Annotated in this window: 14 protein-coding genes, 1 tRNA gene and 1 pseudogene; 5 read left to right on the forward strand and 11 right to left on the reverse strand. The window is 59.2% G+C overall.

Features of this window, described 5'->3' with window-relative positions:
* Positions 1–53 precede the first annotated feature (53 nt).
* Both SKA53_RS10455 and SKA53_RS10460 read right to left on the reverse strand, forming a co-directional pair.
* Positions 54–755, reverse strand: coding sequence for a response regulator (locus SKA53_RS10455; RefSeq protein WP_007206104.1), 702 nt, complete (start codon positions 753–755; stop codon positions 54–56).
* Positions 752–1,258 (reverse strand): MarR family winged helix-turn-helix transcriptional regulator, encoded by a 507-nt coding sequence (locus SKA53_RS10460; RefSeq protein ID WP_007206105.1) that lies wholly within the window; start codon positions 1,256–1,258, stop codon positions 752–754. Before SKA53_RS10460 ends, SKA53_RS10455 begins: the two co-directional genes overlap by 4 nt.
* Before the next feature lie 143 nt (positions 1,259–1,401).
* On the opposite strand from SKA53_RS10460, the gene SKA53_RS10465 reads away from it, so the two are divergent.
* Positions 1,402–2,271 carry a branched-chain amino acid aminotransferase gene (locus tag SKA53_RS10465; protein ID WP_007206106.1) on the forward strand — a complete coding sequence of 290 codons (870 nt, stop codon included), beginning with the start codon at positions 1,402–1,404 and terminating at the stop codon, positions 2,269–2,271.
* A 42-nt stretch (positions 2,272–2,313) separates the two neighbouring features.
* Here SKA53_RS10465 and SKA53_RS10470 read toward each other — a convergent pair whose 3' ends face one another.
* Together SKA53_RS10470 and SKA53_RS10475 are read right to left on the reverse strand one after the other, a co-directional pair.
* Positions 2,314–2,511 (reverse strand): hypothetical protein, encoded by a 198-nt coding sequence (locus SKA53_RS10470; RefSeq protein WP_007206107.1) that lies wholly within the window; start codon positions 2,509–2,511, stop codon positions 2,314–2,316.
* 75 nt (positions 2,512–2,586) lie between these two features.
* Positions 2,587–3,507 (reverse strand): DMT family transporter, encoded by a 921-nt coding sequence (locus SKA53_RS10475; RefSeq protein WP_007206108.1) that lies wholly within the window; start codon positions 3,505–3,507, stop codon positions 2,587–2,589.
* Positions 3,508–3,622: 115 nt separating this feature from the next.
* On the opposite strand from SKA53_RS10475, the gene SKA53_RS10480 reads away from it, so the two are divergent.
* Positions 3,623–4,648, forward strand: coding sequence for a fatty acid desaturase (locus SKA53_RS10480; RefSeq protein WP_040482924.1), 1,026 nt, complete (start codon positions 3,623–3,625; stop codon positions 4,646–4,648).
* Between the two features lie 41 nt (positions 4,649–4,689).
* On the opposite strand, the gene queG is transcribed toward SKA53_RS10480, so the two are convergent.
* The 6 genes from queG to SKA53_RS10510 form a co-directional block, all read right to left on the reverse strand.
* Complete coding sequence (queG, locus tag SKA53_RS10485; protein ID WP_007206110.1) at positions 4,690–5,721, reverse strand: tRNA epoxyqueuosine(34) reductase QueG; 1,032 nt, start codon at positions 5,719–5,721, stop codon at positions 4,690–4,692.
* A 66-nt stretch (positions 5,722–5,787) separates the two neighbouring features.
* Complete coding sequence (gene fzlA / locus SKA53_RS10490) at positions 5,788–6,453, reverse strand: FtsZ-binding protein FzlA (RefSeq protein WP_040483265.1); 666 nt, start codon at positions 6,451–6,453, stop codon at positions 5,788–5,790.
* A gap of 64 nt (positions 6,454–6,517) precedes the next feature.
* On the reverse strand, positions 6,518–7,270 hold the full coding sequence (gene mtgA, locus SKA53_RS10495; RefSeq protein ID WP_007206112.1) for a monofunctional biosynthetic peptidoglycan transglycosylase: 753 nt from the start codon (positions 7,268–7,270) through the stop codon (positions 6,518–6,520).
* A gap of 81 nt (positions 7,271–7,351) precedes the next feature.
* A complete protein-coding gene (gene gltB, locus SKA53_RS10500) occupies positions 7,352–11,884 on the reverse strand; it encodes a glutamate synthase large subunit (RefSeq protein ID WP_040483266.1) in 4,533 nt (1,510 codons plus the stop codon).
* A gap of 64 nt (positions 11,885–11,948) precedes the next feature.
* Complete coding sequence (locus tag SKA53_RS10505) at positions 11,949–12,620, reverse strand: hypothetical protein (protein WP_007206114.1); 672 nt, start codon at positions 12,618–12,620, stop codon at positions 11,949–11,951.
* Positions 12,620–14,047, reverse strand: coding sequence for an NAD(P)-dependent oxidoreductase (locus SKA53_RS10510; RefSeq protein WP_007206115.1), 1,428 nt, complete (start codon positions 14,045–14,047; stop codon positions 12,620–12,622). The genes SKA53_RS10505 and SKA53_RS10510 overlap by 1 nt, the downstream gene beginning before the upstream one ends.
* A gap of 215 nt (positions 14,048–14,262) precedes the next feature.
* Here SKA53_RS10510 and SKA53_RS10515 point away from each other — a divergent pair, with 215 nt between their 5' ends.
* Complete coding sequence (locus SKA53_RS10515; RefSeq protein WP_007206116.1) at positions 14,263–15,066, forward strand: undecaprenyl-diphosphate phosphatase; 804 nt, start codon at positions 14,263–14,265, stop codon at positions 15,064–15,066.
* Here SKA53_RS10515 and SKA53_RS10520 read toward each other — a convergent pair.
* Positions 15,063–16,043, reverse strand: a complete 981-nt coding sequence (locus tag SKA53_RS10520; protein ID WP_007206117.1) for a complex I NDUFA9 subunit family protein — start codon at positions 16,041–16,043, stop codon at positions 15,063–15,065. The two genes, SKA53_RS10515 and SKA53_RS10520, sit on opposite strands and share 4 nt — an antisense overlap.
* 150 nt (positions 16,044–16,193) lie before the next feature.
* Between SKA53_RS10520 and SKA53_RS10525 the strand changes: the two genes are divergently transcribed.
* Positions 16,194–16,280: transfer RNA gene (locus SKA53_RS10525), tRNA-Leu, on the forward strand.
* Positions 16,281–16,466: 186 nt separating this feature from the next.
* A pseudogene (locus SKA53_RS15800) lies at positions 16,467–16,604 on the forward strand (DUF6538 domain-containing protein); the annotation flags it as partial.
* Positions 16,605–17,204 lie beyond the last annotated feature (600 nt).

The raw sequence follows: 17,204 nt of genomic DNA on the forward strand, positions 1-17,204 counted from the left end.
CTCAACCACCTTCTTATTTCCCAAAATACTCCCCGCGCGGAGCGCATCAAAGTCTACTCCGGTGCCAGCATATACCCTTCGCCGCGGACAGTTTGCAGAAACCTTGGCTGTTTGGGATCGATTTCGATCTTGCGACGCAGGCGGGTGATCTGGACATCAACCGCGCGCTCCTGCGTCTGACCGCCGGACCGGCTCAATTCCTCAACCAGCTTGGTGCGGGTGACAGGCTCTCCCGGACGGCCCGAAAATATGCGCATCAGCTGACTTTCGGTCGCGGTCAGCCGGACTAGGTTTGTGCCGTGCCACATTTCACCACGTTCGATGTCATAGCGCACAGGCCCCATATGCAGCACCTTGGGCAAAATCGCGACGGGTTCGGCAGCGGGGACGCGGCGCAAGATCGCGTTGATCCGCAACAACAACTCCTTAGGCTCGAACGGCTTGACCAGATAATCATCCGCCCCCGCTTCCAGCCCAGTGATACGGTCCATCGTTTCACCCTTGGCGGTGAGCAGCATGATCGGCGTCGTGATCGTCCGGCGCAAATCACGGCATAGCGCAACCCCGCCCTCGCCAGACATCATCACATCCAGCACGATCAGATCAAATTCCAGCCCCGCCAACACACGGCGGGCATGGGCGGCATCGCGCGCCGTTGTCACCAGAAAGCCCGCGCGCATCAGGAATTTCTGCAACAGGCTGCGGATACGGGCGTCATCATCGACGATCAACAGGTGGGCATCGTCAGCACTCATTCAGGTTTGTCCTTCATCGCCTCGTAATGCTGGCGCGCCTCGGGGTCCATCATCGCCTCCAGCACCTGCCGGAAACCGACCACGGCAGCAGGTCCGGCCGCACGATACGCGGCGCGCATCCGGTCCCTTTGAGCGTCCGACAAGGCGCGTTCCAGCACGGCACCGGCGGGTGTCAGGTGTAGATGGCGTTCGCGCTTGTCCTTGTTGCCGACGCTGCTGATGACCAGACCGTCCTCGATCAGGCTGCGCAACACACGATTAAGCGATTGTTTTGTAACACCAAGTATCGACAACAGGTTGTTGACCGTCGTGCCGGGGCTGCGGTGAATGAAATGCAATGCCCGGTGATGGGCGCGGCCATAGGATTTCTGCGCAAGGATACGGTCGGGATCAGCCGTGAAGCCGCGATAGGCGAAAAACATCGCCTCGATCCCCTTGCGCAACTGTTCATCCGTCAGGAACAGCAGGTTTTGCCCCATCTGGGGTCGCGCGCCTTCGGCCATCCTGTCCTCCCTTGTTACACGTCCGACAATACGTCAGCTTTATTGACATTCCAAGAATCAACTGTTAGCGATTTGGGGAAATTGCGCAACTTTATATCCGAAACGGACCTTGTTGCGACATAATTGCAAAGTGTGGAGGAACCATGGCAGGCGCATACGACGACAGAGACGGCAAGATCTGGCTGGACGGCAAACTTGTGGAATGGCGCGATGCCAATGTGCATATCCTGACACATGCGATGCACTATGCCTCATCGGTGTTCGAAGGCGAACGTTGCTACAACGGCAAGATTTTCAAATCCCGCGCACATTCCGAACGTCTGATCAAATCTGGTCAGCTGATCGATTTCCAGATCCCGTTTTCCGTGGATGAAATCGAGACCGCGAAACAGGCAGCGCTTGATGCCAACGGCCTGAAAGACGCCTATGTCCGCCCCATCGCTTGGCGCGGCTCGGGCGAGGATATGGGCGTGGCTGCCGCACGCAATCCTGTGCATCTGGCGGTCGCTGTCTGGGAATGGGGCAATTATTACGGCGATGCGAAAACCCGTGGTGCCAAGCTCGACATCGCAAAATGGAAACGCCCCAGCCCCGAAACCGCCCCCAGCCAGGCCAAGGCCGCCGGTCTTTACATGATCGCCACCATGTCCAAACACGCCGCCGAAGCCAAAGGCTGTTCGGATGCCATGATGTTCGATTATCGCGGCTATGTGGCAGAGGCGACGGGCGCCAACCTGTTCTTCGTCAAGGATGGCGAAGTGCATACACCCGCTGCCGATGCGTTCCTGAACGGGATCACCCGCCAGACCGTGATCGGCATGCTGCGCGACAAGGGCATCACTGTACATGAACGCGTGATCATGCCGGACGAGCTGGAAGGCTTCCAGCAATGCTGGCTGACCGGCACCGCGGCCGAGGTCACGCCAGTGGGCCAGATCGGCGATTATAATTTCGAGGTCGGCGCACTGACCCGTGACATCGCTGCGGATTATGAAAAACTGGTCCGCGCCTAGGCGGACAATACAAAGGGCGCCAAACGGCGCCCTTTTTCACATCTAGCGTTGCCAGATCGCAGTTTCTTCTTCGCGAGCGATCCGCACGAATTCAGTCGTGCGGCGCTCAGTGACATGGCTACGGGGCCGCTTTTGCAGATCAAGCGTGGTGCGGCGTGGCAAGGCATCCTTTTTCAGGCCAATTACCCGCTGCAATTCGTCATTGGACCCTGATTTCGCGCGATCAAGTGGATGTTTCATCGACTCCTCCTTTTCGGTTGCGGACTTGAACGATAGCACAGATGCGCGCTCTATTCATAACCTTTATGGCTGTGCTCAACTTCCCATGTTGCCTGTTGCTTTGCGCTGCTGCGCGCGCTGTAGGCCCAATTTGCGTTCGCGCCAGATGATCAGCACGCCAGCAAGGATGACGATGCCCGCCCCGATCAACATCGTGCCGGTCGGGACTTCGTCAAAGATGAAATAGCCGATGGCCAACGCCAAAATCATCGAGGTGTAGTCAAAAGGGGCCACCAACGACGCATCGGCAAAGCGGTAGCTGGAGGTCAGGAAAATCTGCCCGACCCCGCCCAACAGCCCCGCCATGACCAAGAGTGCCGCGATGGGCCATGTGGGGGTGACCCAGCCCCAGGGAATCGTCAGCAGCGCCAGCAAGGATGATGTGACAGTGAACCACAACACGATGGCCGAGGTTGTTTCAGTGGCCACCAGTTTACGCACGAAAACCTGCGCCAAGGCGGTCAACACCGCCCCCATCAGCACGACGACCGCGCCCAAGGTTTCAGCCGTGTTCAGCGACGCGCCCACCGACAGGCGCGGCGACAGCACGACCAGCACGCCAATCATGCCCAGCGCCACAGCAGACAGGCGAAAGGCGCGCACATCCTCGTTCAGAAACATCGCGGCAAAAATGACCACCAACAGCGGGGCAGCATAGCCAATCGCTGTCACCTCGGGCAAAGGCAGCAGGCCTAGACCGGCGAACCCCAATCCCATGGCCGAGGTACCGACCAGACCGCGCCAGAAATGACCCACAGTATTCGTGGTTTTCCAGCCGTGCCGCAATTCACCGCGCAGGGCCAGCCAGCCAAAAATGATCGGCAAGGCAAAAAAAGACCGAAAGAACACCGCCTGCCCCGGTGGCACAGTTTCCGACGCGGCCTTGATCAGCCCGGCCATTGCCATGAACATGCAGACCGACACGACCTTGAAGACAATTCCCTTAAGCGGCTGCATGGCGTTCCCCTTTTTGTCGTGACACTATGGCGGCGCATTGACACAATGAAGCCCTTTTCGCTTGCTTCTCGCTCCGGCTCGGTTACCGCTTACGAAACGGGACAAGAAGAACAATATGAGCAGAACCACAGACCGCCCTTCCACCATGACCGCACGCGACTGGGTGCATGTGCTTGCGCAATACCGCGAGCCAAACAACTGGCGCAGCAGCTTTGAATTGGCGGTCAGCCTGATCCCGTTCATCCTGTTGTGGGTACTTGCCGTCTGGGTATCCCAATTCAGCTATATCGGTGCTTTGCTGATCTCGGCGCTGAACGGGCTGTTCCTGCTGCGGCTGTTCTGCATCCAGCATGATTGCGGGCACGGGTCGTTCTTTGGCAACCGCAAGGTCAGCGACTGGATCGGGCGGGCTTTGGGTGTTGTCACTCTGACGCCCTATGACGTCTGGCGACGGACTCATTCGATCCACCACAGCCATGCGGGCGATCTGGATCAGCGCGGCATCGGCGACGTGATGACCCTGACGGTCGAGGAATACCACCAGCGCACGCCGTTCGGGCGTTTTCTGTACCGCGCCTACCGGCATCCGCTGGTGATGTTCGGGCTTGGGCCAACCTATATCTTTTTTCTGCAAAACCGCATGCCACATGGCCGGATGCAGCGCGAAAGCAAATATTGGGTCAGCGCTATGGGAACCAATCTTGCCGTCGCAGTTCTATTGACAGTGATCGGCTATGTCGGCGGTTTTGCGGCGTTGTTTCTGGTGTTCCTGCCCACGACATTGATCGCCGCATCCATAGGGGTCTGGCTATTCTATGTGCAGCACCAGTTCGAGACGACGCATTGGGACGCTGCCGATGACTGGCAGCTGCATGACGCGGCTCTGCACGGCAGTTCACATTACGACCTGCCCCCGATCCTGCGCTGGTTCACCGCGAATATCGGCATTCACCATGTGCATCATCTTTATAGCCGCATCCCGTTCTATCGTTTGACCGAGGTGCTGCGCGACCATCAGGATCTTGTTGAATGCAGCCGCATGACACTGCTGCAAAGCCTCAAATGCGCAAGTCTTGATCTGTGGGATGAAAAATCACGGCGGCTGGTATCTTTTGCCGCCGCGCGCCGCGCCGCCGCCTGAACATCCACCTCGGGGTGGTCATGGTGGGTAGCTCAAGGCTATCAACCTGCCCTCTGCAGCCGCAAAACAGCCCAGCGCGCGGCATCGGCCACGGTTGCATCCGGATCATCAACCAGATGCGACAGGTGTGCCGCCATCGCCGGATCACCGGAATTGCCTAGCGCATAGGCGACATTGCGCACGAAGCGGTCCCGCCCGATCCGCTTGATGGGCGATCCGGCAAAACGGGCGCGAAAGGCGGCATCATCCAGTTGTGCCAGCTCTGCCAAGGGCGGGGCCAGCAAATCATCGCGCGCGGCAAGCCGTGCATCACGACCCGACGCTGCGAACTTGTTCCAGGGACAGACTGCCAGGCAATCGTCACAGCCATAGATCCGGTTGCCCATCAGACCGCGCAGGTCGGGGTCCACCGGCCCCTTGTGCTCGATGGTCAGGTAGGAAATGCAGCGCCGCGCATCCAATTGGTAAGGTGCTGGAAAGGCCTGCGTCGGACAAATATCCAGACAGGCGGTGCAGGACCCGCAATGGCTGATTTCGGGTGTATCAGGCTCCAACACAACGGTGGTAAAAATAGCGCCCAAAAACACCCAGTTGCCCAGATCACGACCCAAAAGGTTGGTATGCTTGCCTTGCCACCCCAACCCCGCCGCCTGCGCCAGCGGCTTTTCCATCACGGGGGCTGTATCGACAAAAACCTTGATCTCGGCCTCCGGCACCTGGTCGATCAACCAGCGGCCTACAACTTTCAATCTCTTCTTGACGACATCGTGGTAATCACGCCCCTGCGCATAAACGCTGATCGCGGCGCGGTCGCGTTCGTCCAGCACAGCAAGCGGATCATGGTCGGGTGTATAGACCTCGGCCAGCATGATGACAGACCGCGCCGCAGGCCAAAGCGCCGTGGGATCGCCGCGCCACTGCATCCGGTCCGCCATCCACGCCATCTGGCCATGGCGGCCGTCCGCCACAAAGGTGGCCAGCCGTTCGGCCATCTCAGGCACGGCATCGGGACGGCAGATGCCGATCTTGGCAAAACCGGCCTCAAGCGCAAAATCTTTCAGACGATCCTTCATCGATCTTCCGAGCAAAAATATCCCGAGGGAATTGCCCCTTTGGGGGCAAGGGGGCAGAGCCCCTTCTTAAAAATCCAGATCGGCATAATGCGCCGCGGGCTGAAAGCCCGGCACCTCATCGGCCAGCAAGGACCGGAACGCGGGGCGGGACTTGATCTTGGCATACCAATCCTTGACCACCTCATGCCGGTTCCAATCAACATCACTGGTGTAATCAAGACAGGACAGATGCGCCGCCCCCGCAAAGTCCGCCAGCGTCATGTCATTGCCCGCCAGCCAACGGCGGTGTTCCAGCAGATGCGCCATGTAATCCAGATGGAACTTGATAGCGCGCGCACCCGCTTTTACATTGGCGCTGTCGGGATAGCCGCGCGCCATCACCTTGCGATAAACGCGTTCGCCCGTCAGCTTGAATGTGACCTCATGATAGAACTTGTCATCAAACCAACCGACCAAGCGACGCACCTCATACCGGCCTTCTGCGTCACGCGGCATTAGTGGCGGGGTGGGGTACACTTCTTCAAGGTATTCACAGATCGCCGTGCTTTCCGACATCAACCGCCCGTTCATCTTGAGAACCGGCACCTTGGCGGCAGGGTTGCGGCGCAAGAATTCGGGGCTTTGCTCCCAATATCGTTCCTCGACCAGACCGACCTCGATCTTCTTTTCAGCAAGGCAAAGCCGGACTTTGCGCGAAAAGGGCGACAGCGGATAATGGTAGAGCGTGTTCATGGCAAACCTGACTTGGACAATGGAACTTCCATGCCGCAACAGGTCGCGGGGTTCAATGCCTGCCTCATCGTTCAAAGCACTCCGCGCGGCCATCCGCCGCGATGGTATCGGCGCCCTGCATGATCTGCGCGGCCCGGTTGCGGGTGAAACCGCTGGGGTTAGATGCCGACCGCTCCTTGGGCGCAGGCAGGATCGCGGCCAGACGTGCCGCCTGTGTCGCGGTCAGATCACCGGCATCGACGCCGAAATAATGCCGCGCTGCGGCCTGCACGCCGAACACGCCCGTGTCGAACTCCGCCACGTTGAGATAGATTTCAAGGATGCGCCGCTTGCTCCACAAAACTTCGATCACGGGGGTCCAGACGGCCTCAACGGATTTGCGGGCCCAGGACCGACCATGCCACAAAAACAAGTTCTTGACGACCTGCTGGCTAATGGTCGATGCCCCGCCCCGCCCGTTTTCCATCGCATCACGGATTGCATTCACGTCCAGCCCCCAATGCAGGCAGAAATTCGCATCTTCGGCTGCAACAGCTGACCGCGCCATGACAGGCGCAATCCCGCCCATCGGCACCCAATCCTGCTGCACCCCGCCAAGCCTGCGGCCCTCGGACAGCATATAGGCATTGGTCGGCGGATTGATCAGCGCATAAAGCAGCGTCCAGACCAGAACAAAGCCCGCGATCCCCGCGCCACCCCACACCAGCGCCCGCCGCGCAGCGCGCAAAACCCGGTGCCGAAGGCCCGGTTTTTTTGCCGCTGTGTCGCGGGTGGATTTACGCGCGCGGCGCTTGGGGGGTTTGGGGGTCTCTGCCATCGCCCTGTATAGCCACAAGCCGACCGGCAGGGTCAAGCAAAGGGCGCGCCCCGCGACTGAATTCAGCGCGGGGCGTCGCCATTATTCTGCCGGAATCGCAGTTTGCGCGATGGTCAGCGGATGTTTAAGGTTGATCAGCATTTCTTTCGGGCAGACCTGCACGAAATTGGCTTTCTCCAAATCCCAATGTTGCAGGATGTCCGCAGCCTTGCGGCTGCCGGTTTCCTTGGCATGCCGTATGATCAGGTCTTTCAGCTGGTCATGCCAATGCGCGACCGTCACGGGGCAAGTGACGAGCGATTCCATGTTGATCAACGGGGCAGACATCCCCTTGGGATCGTAAAGATAGGCCATACCGCCGGTCATGCCCGCGCCAAAGTTGGCGCCAATGCTGCCAAGGATCACCGCGACACCACCGGTCATGTATTCGCAGCCATTGGTGCCGCAGCCTTCGATCACGACATGCGCGCCGGAATTGCGCACGGCGAACCTTTCACCCGCACGGCCAGCGGCAAACAGATAGCCCGCAGTCGCACCATAAAGCACTGTATTACCGATGATCGTGTTTTCTGATGCGACCAGCGGGCTGATCATCGGCGGACGCACGACAATAGTCCCGCCCGACAACCCCTTGCCCACATAGTCGTTGGCGTCGCCTGACACCTCAAGCTTCAGCCCCGGTGCTGCAAAAGCGCCCAAGGATTGCCCCGCCGATCCGCGCAGTTTTACCGTCAGATGGTCGGGTTGCAGCGCGTTGCGCATCCCGAACTTCTGCACGATGTGGCTGGATGTGCGGGTACCGATGCTGCGTAACGTGTTCTGCACCGCGTAATCCAGCTGCATCTTTTCGCCATCGTTCAAGAAACGCGCGGCATCCTGCACGATCTGCGCATCAAGCGTATCATCGACCGCGGTGCGCGGGCGGTGGCGGTCATACCGGATCTTATGCGCGCCATCGACAGTGATCAGCAGCGGGTTCAGGTCCAAATCATCCAGATGCGCCGAACCGCGCGAAACCTGCGTCAGCAGATCCGCCCGCCCGATCACGTCATCAAGGCTGCGTGCCCCAATGCTGGCCAGGATTTCGCGCACTTCGGTCGCGTAGAAGGTGATCAGGTTCACCACCTTTTCGGCATTGCCGGTGAACTTTGCGCGCAGGGCGTCGTCCTGCGTACAAACACCGACAGGGCAGGTGTTGGACTGGCACTGGCGCACCATGATACAGCCCATTGCGATCAGCGCAGCGGTGCCGATGCCGTATTCTTCGGCCCCCAGCATCGCAGCCATGACGATATCGCGCCCTGTGCGCAAACCGCCATCGGTGCGCAAGGTGATACGTTCGCGCAGGTTGTTCATTGCCAGCACCTGATGCGCTTCGGTCAGGCCCATTTCCCATGGCAGACCCGCATATTTGATCGATGTGCCGGGCGATGCGCCTGTGCCGCCGTTGTGGCCCGAAATCAGGATGACATCGGCCTTGGCCTTGGCCACGCCCGCCGCAATCGTGCCGACGCCGGAGGATGCGACGAGTTTCACCGTCACCTTGGCGCGCGGGTTGATCTGCTTGAGGTCATAGATCAGCTGCGCCAGATCCTCGATCGAATAGATATCGTGGTGCGGCGGCGGTGAAATCAGCGTCACGCCTTTGGTCGAATGGCGCAAGCGTGCGATCAGCTCGGTCACTTTCATGCCGGGCAATTGCCCGCCTTCACCGGGCTTGGCGCCTTGGGCGACCTTGATTTCCAGTTCCTCGCAGGCGTTCAGATATTCCGCCGTCACGCCAAACCGGCCTGATGCCACCTGCTTGATCTTGGCAGATGGATTGTCGCCATTGGGTTCCGGCACGAAATGCGCTGGGTCTTCGCCGCCTTCGCCGCTGTCGGATTTCGCGCCGATTCGGTTCATTGCGACGTTCAGCGTCTTATGCGCCTCGGGCGACAAAGCACCCAAGGACATGCCAGGTGTCACAAACCGTTTGCGGATCGCGGTGATGCTTTCGACCTCTTCGATTGGCACTGGCGCACCAAGCGGTTTGATCGCCAGCAGATCACGCAGATGGATCGGTGGGTTGGCCTGCATCGATTTGGAATATTGCTGCCACAAAGCATAAGACGCGTTATTGCAGGCGGCCTGCAGCATATGCATCGTCTGCGCTTCCCAAGCGTGCTTTTCACCCGACCGGCGCGCCTTGTAGAACCCGCCGATAGGCAACACATCGCTGCCGCCTTTCCAGCCTTTGGCGTGGACTTCTTCGGCCTTGGCCTGAATCCCCGTTGTCCCAATGCCGGATATGCGGCTGTGCATGCCGGGGAAATATTCGGCGACCATGGCGCGGGACAGCCCCACAGCCTCGAAGTTCAGACCACCGCGATAAGATGACAGGACCGAAATGCCCATCTTGGACATGATTTTCAGCAGACCCGCATCAACCGCCGCGCGATAGCGGCGCACGGCCTCGGTCAAGGTCCCGTCGATCAACCCGCGCCGCAGACGATCGGCAATGGAATCCTGGGCCAGATAGGCGTTGACGGTGGTTGCCCCACAGCCGATCAGCACCGCGAAATAATGCGGGTCGATACATTCCGCCGAGCGGACGTTGACAGAACAGAAAGTGCGCAGCCCCTTGCCCGTCAGCCCAGAATGCACAGCAGATGTCGCAAGGATCATCGGCATCGCCACACGGTCAGCCGATTGGTGCTGATCAGTCAGCACCAGATGGCCGGCACCAGAGCGCACGGCATCTTCTGCCTCGGCCCTGATGCGTTGCAGGCCTGCGTTCAACGCACCCCGCCCCGCCGCGAATGTACAGTCGATAAACGCCACGCTGTCACCAAATTGGCGTACCATTTCGTCAAATTCAGCATTCGCAATGAACGGGCTGTCCAGCACCAGGATTTCGGTCTGTGACGAATCTTCGTCCAGCACGTTCTTGAGGTTGCCGAACCGCGTTTTCAGGCTCATCACGCGGCTTTCGCGCAAACTGTCGATCGGCGGGTTGGTGACCTGGCTGAAATTCTGACGGAAGAAATGCGACAACGGACGATAGGTCGTCGACAGCACGGCAGATGGCGTGTCGTCGCCCATCGAGGCGATCATTTCCTTGCCATCTTCGGCCATGGGCGCGAGCACCTGTTCCAGTTCTTCGATGGAATAGCCTGCCGCGACCTGCCGTTTGCGGAGTTCTGCACCGTCGAACAGCGCCTTTTCGGGCATATCGCGCATCAGGTTGTTCAGGTCCACGACCTTTTCCACCCAATCGCTGAATGGCTGGGCAGCGGCCAGTTTGTCCTTGAGCTCGCGGTCGCGGTAAAGCCGCCCTTCGAGCATATCGACAGCGATCATCTGACCGGGGCCAAGCGCGCCTTTTTCGATGACGGTTGCTTCGTCCACGGGAACCATGCCCATCTCGGACCCAGCCACCAACAGGCCATCACCGGTGACGACATAGCGCAAAGGACGCAGACCGTTGCGGTCAAGCCCGCCACAGACCCAGCGACCATCCGTCATGGCCAGCGCAGCGGGGCCGTCCCATGGTTCCATGACCGCATTGCAATACCCGTACATGTCCTGCCAGGCCTGTGGCATTTCCACGGCCTGTTGCGACCATGCCTCTGGCACCAGCATGGTTTTTGCCATCGGCGCGTTGCGGCCTGCACGGACCAGCACCTCAAACACCGAATCCAAGGCGGCGGAATCGGACGCACCCGACGGGATGATCGGTTTGATATCCTCTGCCTTGTCACCGAACGCGCCCGACGCCATGCGGATTTCATGGCTTTTCATCCAGTTGACGTTGCCCTTGAGCGTGTTGATCTCGCCATTATGGGCCAGCATGCGGAACGGCTGCGCCAGCGACCATTGCGGGAACGTATTGGTCGAATAGCGCTGGTGATAGATCGCAAAGGCGCTCTCGAACCGCGCGTCCATCAGGTCGGGGTAAAACTCGGCGACCTGCTCGGCCAGCATCATTCCTTTGTAAATGACCGACCGGCAGGACAGCGAGCACAGATAGATGCCCGCGATCTGCGCGGCAGCGGCGGCCTTTTCGATGCGGCGGCGGATGATATACAGCTCGCGCTCGAATTCTTCTTCGGTCATGTCCTTTTCGCAGCGGATCAGGATCTGTTCGATCTCCGGGCGGGTGGCATTGGCCTTTTCGCCCAGAACTTCGGTGTTCACCGGCACATGGCGCCAGCCGTAAATATAGTGACCCATGCGCAAGACTTCGGATTCCACGATGGTCCGGCAGCGCTCTTGTGCGCCAAAATCGGTGCGGGGCAGAAACACCTGACCCACTGCGATCATCTTGTCATCGTCGGGTTCGTGACCGGTACGGCGAACTTGATCGTAAAAGAACGGAACGGGAATCTGCAAATGGATACCCGCACCGTCGCCAGTCTTGCCGTCGGCATCGACAGCGCCACGGTGCCAGATCGCTTTCAGTGCGTTAATGCCTTTTTCAACGACATCGCGTGACGGCGTGCCGTCGATCGCCACAACCAAACCCACACCGCAGGAGGCGTGTTCGTCATCATCGCGGTACATGCCATTTTCGGCCATCCATTTGCGCTTGGCTTCTTCTGCCGCTACCCAGGTCTGGTCATAGGTTGTCATCATAATCTCCTTCGGTGGGTCGGCACCGCTTGCGCGGCCGAGAATATTTGGCAGAGGCGTGGCGCTACGGCCGGAACCCGGATTCAATCACATTGCATTCGTAACGGGGCTGGTCGGTGAAAAACCCGGCCTCGCCAGGATAGATGAATTCGACGGGCGAAGAATCTGTGACCTGATCGGGTGTCACATCTTCCCAACCTTCGCCCAGAAAAAACAACCGATGCGTTTCGCTGACATATTGGCGACCGGACCCTGCGTAAATCTCGTTGCCATCGGCATCGGTTGTGCGGCCCTGGAATTCGGTCACAAGCAGGGTTTCACCGTCGATGACGATTGTTTCACCGGTCAGCATGTCAAAACCGACATGCCGTTCGATGCCTGCATCGGTATCAACGGTGAAATCCCAAGTATCAATTTGTGCTGCGAACAATTCTGTTAATGACGCGGGATCGGGTGCTGGCAGCTGCAACATTTCGGTGCCTGTCGTTTTATAGCTTTCCAGCCACTGGAACTGGTCATCAACGCGCTGCACGCTGAACACCCCGTTTTGTCCGATCAGGGCCAGCCATTGATCACCAGCGGGGTCCGCATCACAGGTCCAGACATTGACCATAACGCAATTGCGGTGCTGCACGGTCAGCTTGCCAGTGCAGCCCTGCGGCGGCGCAAAGCTTTGCTGCGCCGCGACCGGGGCCGCGACCATGAACACGATCAGCGCTGAAAGCAGCTTTGCCATCATTCTGCCGCGACCGATGCGGATTGCCCGAGATAATCGAGGATCGCTGTCGCCGCATCGCGCCCATCACGGATCGCCCAGACGACCAGTGATGCGCCGCGCACGATGTCACCGGCGGCATAGACACCGTCGAGGCTGGTTTTGCCGGTGGTGAAATCCGCCTTGATCGTGCCCCAGCGGGTCACGGCCAGTTCCGGCACGCCCCAGAGGGTGGGAACATCCTCTGGCTCGAAGCCAAGCGCCTTGACCACCAGATCGGCCTCTTCGATGTAATCGGCACCGGCAATCACCTCTGGCATCTGGCGACCAGTCGCATCAGGCGCGCCAAGGCGCATTTTCTGCACCTTCACGCCGGATACGGCATCACCTTCAAACCCAAGCGGTGCAGACAGCCAAACAAATTCGACGCCTTCTTCTTCCGCATTAGCGACTTCGCGTTGCGATCCGGGCATATTGGCACGGTCACGGCGATACAGACATTTCACGCTTTCGGCACCCTGCCGGATCGCGGTGCGCACACAATCCATCGCCGTGTCGCCACCACCGATGACGACAACGCGCTTGCCTGCAGCATTCAGCGCGCCGCTGTCGTATTCCGGCACCTCATCGCCAAAGGATTTGCGATTGCTTGCCGTTAGGTAATCAAGGGCGTTCACAATGCCTTCGGCGCTGGAATCGGGCAGATCACGGGTCTTGTAAACGCCAGTGGCGATCAGCACGGCATCATGCTTGCCGCGGATCGCGTCGAATGACAAATCCTCGCCCACGTTGCAATTCAGCACGAATTGCACGCCGCCATCCTCGAGCTGCGCCATGCGCTGCATCACGATGTCTTTTTCCAGTTTGAAACCGGGGATGCCATAGGTCATCAACCCGCCGCCACGGTCATAGCGGTCATAGACCGTGACCTGCACGCCCTGACGGCGCAGCATATCCGCGGCGGCCAGACCACCGGGACCAGCGCCGATGATGCCCACGCTTTCGGCGCGTTCTGCATGGGGGCGGATCGGCTGCACCCAGCCGTTTTCAAACGCCATATCGGTGATGTATTTTTCCACCGAACCGATCGTGACCGTGCCATGGCCGGATTGTTCGATCACGCAATTGCCTTCGCACAGACGGTCCTGCGGGCAGATGCGGCCGCAAATCTCGGGGAAAGTGTTGGTGGCCTGCGAAATTTCATAGGCTTCCTGCAACCGGCCTTCGGCGGTCAGGCGCAGCCAGTCAGGGATATTATTGTGCAGCGGGCAATGGGTCTGACAATAAGGAACGCCGCATTGCGAACACCGGCTAGCCTGTTCGGCAGCCTTGTCACGCGCGTATTCGGCATAGATTTCGTTGAAATCCTGCTTGCGCAAATCAGGTAGCCGTTTTTCGGGCATGTCCCGGTGAACGGTGGTGAATTTCAACATTTTTTGGCCAGCCATTGCCGTCCTCCCATCCAAGCGCAGACTTGGTTCTAGTGCGGGGGCAAAGAAATGAAAAGGCAGTATTGCTGACCTATATTGAAGTATTTTTATGAAGTTGGCGTTAACACCTGTATTTTTACCTCATATTAGGTAACATATGGGACCTATATCTTTGCTTCCATCAGATTTTCCTGAGGCTAGGGTGCAGTGAACGAATCACCGGGGCGGCTTTTATGACGATGTTCCACCTTTTGCTGGTTGCGCTGATCCAGGGCGTGACCGAGTTTTTGCCGGTTTCGTCGTCGGGCCATCTGATCCTGCTGCCAAGCCTGACAGGGATGGCCGATCAGGGGCTGATCATCGACGTGGCAGCGCACCTTGGCACGCTCACGGCGGTGATCGTGTATTTCTGGCCCGATGTGCGTCTGGCACTTTCCGGGGCGCTTCGCCTGCTACGCGGCAAGATCGATACACAAGGCGCGTTCTTGGCGCTATGCCTGCTGATCGCGACAATCCCCGTCATCATCGCGGGGCTTATTTTGAAAGTGACCGGTTTGGCCGACGCAATGCGCGGGATCGCGGTGATCGGATGGGCGATGCTGCTTTTCGGGATCGTGCTGTATATCGCCGACCAAAAAGGCGAGACGGTCAAGACCGCCGAACGCTGGACAATGAAAGATGCGGCGGTCATGGGGCTGTGGCAGGCGGTGGCGTTGATCCCCGGCACGTCACGGTCTGGCATCACGATCACGGCGGCGCGGATGCTGGGCTATGCCCGCCCCGACGCGGCACGGCTTTCAATGCTGATGTCGATACCGACGATCATCGCCTCTGGCGCATTGCTGAGCCTTGATGTCATTGGCACCGCCACGGCAGCGGACCTGCGCGACATTGCCATCGTCGCTGTCATGTCTGGTGTTGCTGCTTGGGCGGCACTGGCAATCATGATGCGACTGCTGCGCAGCGTCAGCTATACGCCTTATGTCATCTACCGCATCGGCCTCGGGATCGTGCTGCTGATGATCGCCTATAGTTAGGAGCGCAGGTTCTTGGCCGATTCCTTGATCGCGTCATATTGGCCCGACGGGCGGAACCGCCACAGGTAATCGGGCAGGACAGCCATCATTGCAGTAGGCACGATGCCCAGATCGGCAAAACCCTTGGCCCCGTCGCTGACGACATTGTCCAAGGCAAGATTTTCGACCTGGTCACGCGTCACAGGCGGCGTCACCAGACCCAGCGATACAATACGCAGAATGTTGAACGCACCCGCCATGATCCGCGCGGCCCAGAAAGGCATATTCAGGATCATCCGGCGGCGGCGCACCACAGCCAGCATCGTCTGCATCAATTCACGGAAGGTCGCGACATCAGGCCCGCCCAGTTCGTAGATGCCACCCGGCACCTCGCCCAGCACGCCCTTGACGGCGGCGGCGGCCACATCATCGACATAGACCGGCTGAAACTGCGTATCGGCACCGATCACCGGCAGAACGGGGCCAAGCCGCGTCATGCCTGCGAAACGGTTGAAAAATTGATCCTCGGCCCCGAAAATGATCGACGGGCGCAGGATCATCGCATCCGGCATATGGTCCAGCACGCCCTGTTCGCCAGCGGCCTTGGTACGGGCATAGGCGCTGACGGATGTGTCACTGGCGCCAATGGCCGAAATCTGCACCATACGCGCCACGCCCATCTCGGCCGCAATACGCGCAATGCGTGTGGCACCCTCGGCCTGTACGGCGGCAAAGGTGTTCTTGCGCAGCTCGGCCAGAACGCCGACGCAATTGACAACAGCATCGGCCCCATGCGTGACAGCCGCCACGCTGGCATCATCGCGGATGTTGCAAAAAACCGGCTCGACCTGACCGACGGCACCATAGGTGCGCACAAACATCGCCTCGTTCGTGTTGCGCACGGCGACGCGTACGCGCCAACCGTTTTGCGCCATGCGGCGGGCGATGTAACGCCCGACAAAACCGGATCCGCCGAAAATGGTGACAAGCTTTGACATAAGACAGCCTTTGTTCCCGTTCGCCCTCGTTTACCGCCCCGACCGGTGCCAGACAAGGCGCAATCAGGCGCTGTGAAAGATCCGACTGATTTCAGATCGAAAGCCGTTGACACGCCCGCGCCGCAGGCTTATTGCCCCGTCAGCACACCTGCCCAGGTGGCGGAATTGGTAGACGCGCTAGCTTCAGGTGCTAGTATTGGCAACGATGTGGAGGTTCGAGTCCTCTCCTGGGCACCAGAACCTCCCCGATATCTCCAAGAAAACCAACAATAACTTAGTGTTTAGTGTTTTTCTGGACCATTTTCGGGACCGCTTTTGGGACCACTTGTGTCGATTTCGGGCTGTGATTTGTCAGGTCTGGCGGGTCGATTTAGGTTGCACCGCGTGATCCTGCGGCTGAGATTACTCAGCATGGACCAGAAGATGCCCTTGAAGCTGCCTCGCTACGTGTTCCGCCGCGCCAATGGCTCGTACCGGTATAAGCGCAACGTGCCCAAGGCGCTGCGTGAAGTAATTCCCAAAGCAACCGTGTACCGCCAACTCGGAGAAAGCTACGATGAGGCGATCCGAAGGCTTCCGGTCGTTCATGCTGAGATAGAAGCGCTGTTCGACCAGGAGCGTAACACACCCAGCAGTGTGAGGGCCAAGTCCCTGGTGCGTGAGCACTTGGGAGCCTGGCATGCCGACGTGTTTGCGGAAGGTGTGGTTGAACCGGAATGGGACATCACAGACGACTTCCGGGAGCTGGCTGCGGAACTTGAGGGCAGCACACCGGCTGACGTGGTCCGCCAGGTTGGCAGCGCCAGGTTGAAGCCAGAGCCGATGACCCTGCACAGGGTGCTGACAGAATACTGTGCCTACAAGTGCGACGGCAGTGTAGAGCACACAGACCTCAAGACCCGCATTGAGCGCATCAGGAAGGACCTGGTCATTGTGCTTGGCAAGAACAGGGTGGAGTGGACACCGCTGGCCGACATCAACCGTGCTGATGCCAACACGTTCCGGGACTACCTGCTGAACCGCATGGCACCAAACTCAGTTCTACGTACCCTTGGGGTCATCAAGGCTGCCATGAACCACGTGATCATCGAGAACGATCTCGAGCAGCGCAACGTGTTCCAAGGCATCAAGATCAAAGGTGCGGGGGCGAGCAAGGATGAC

The organism is Yoonia vestfoldensis SKA53 (genome assembly GCF_000152785.1).
Classification (GTDB): domain Bacteria; phylum Pseudomonadota; class Alphaproteobacteria; order Rhodobacterales; family Rhodobacteraceae; genus Yoonia; species Yoonia vestfoldensis_A.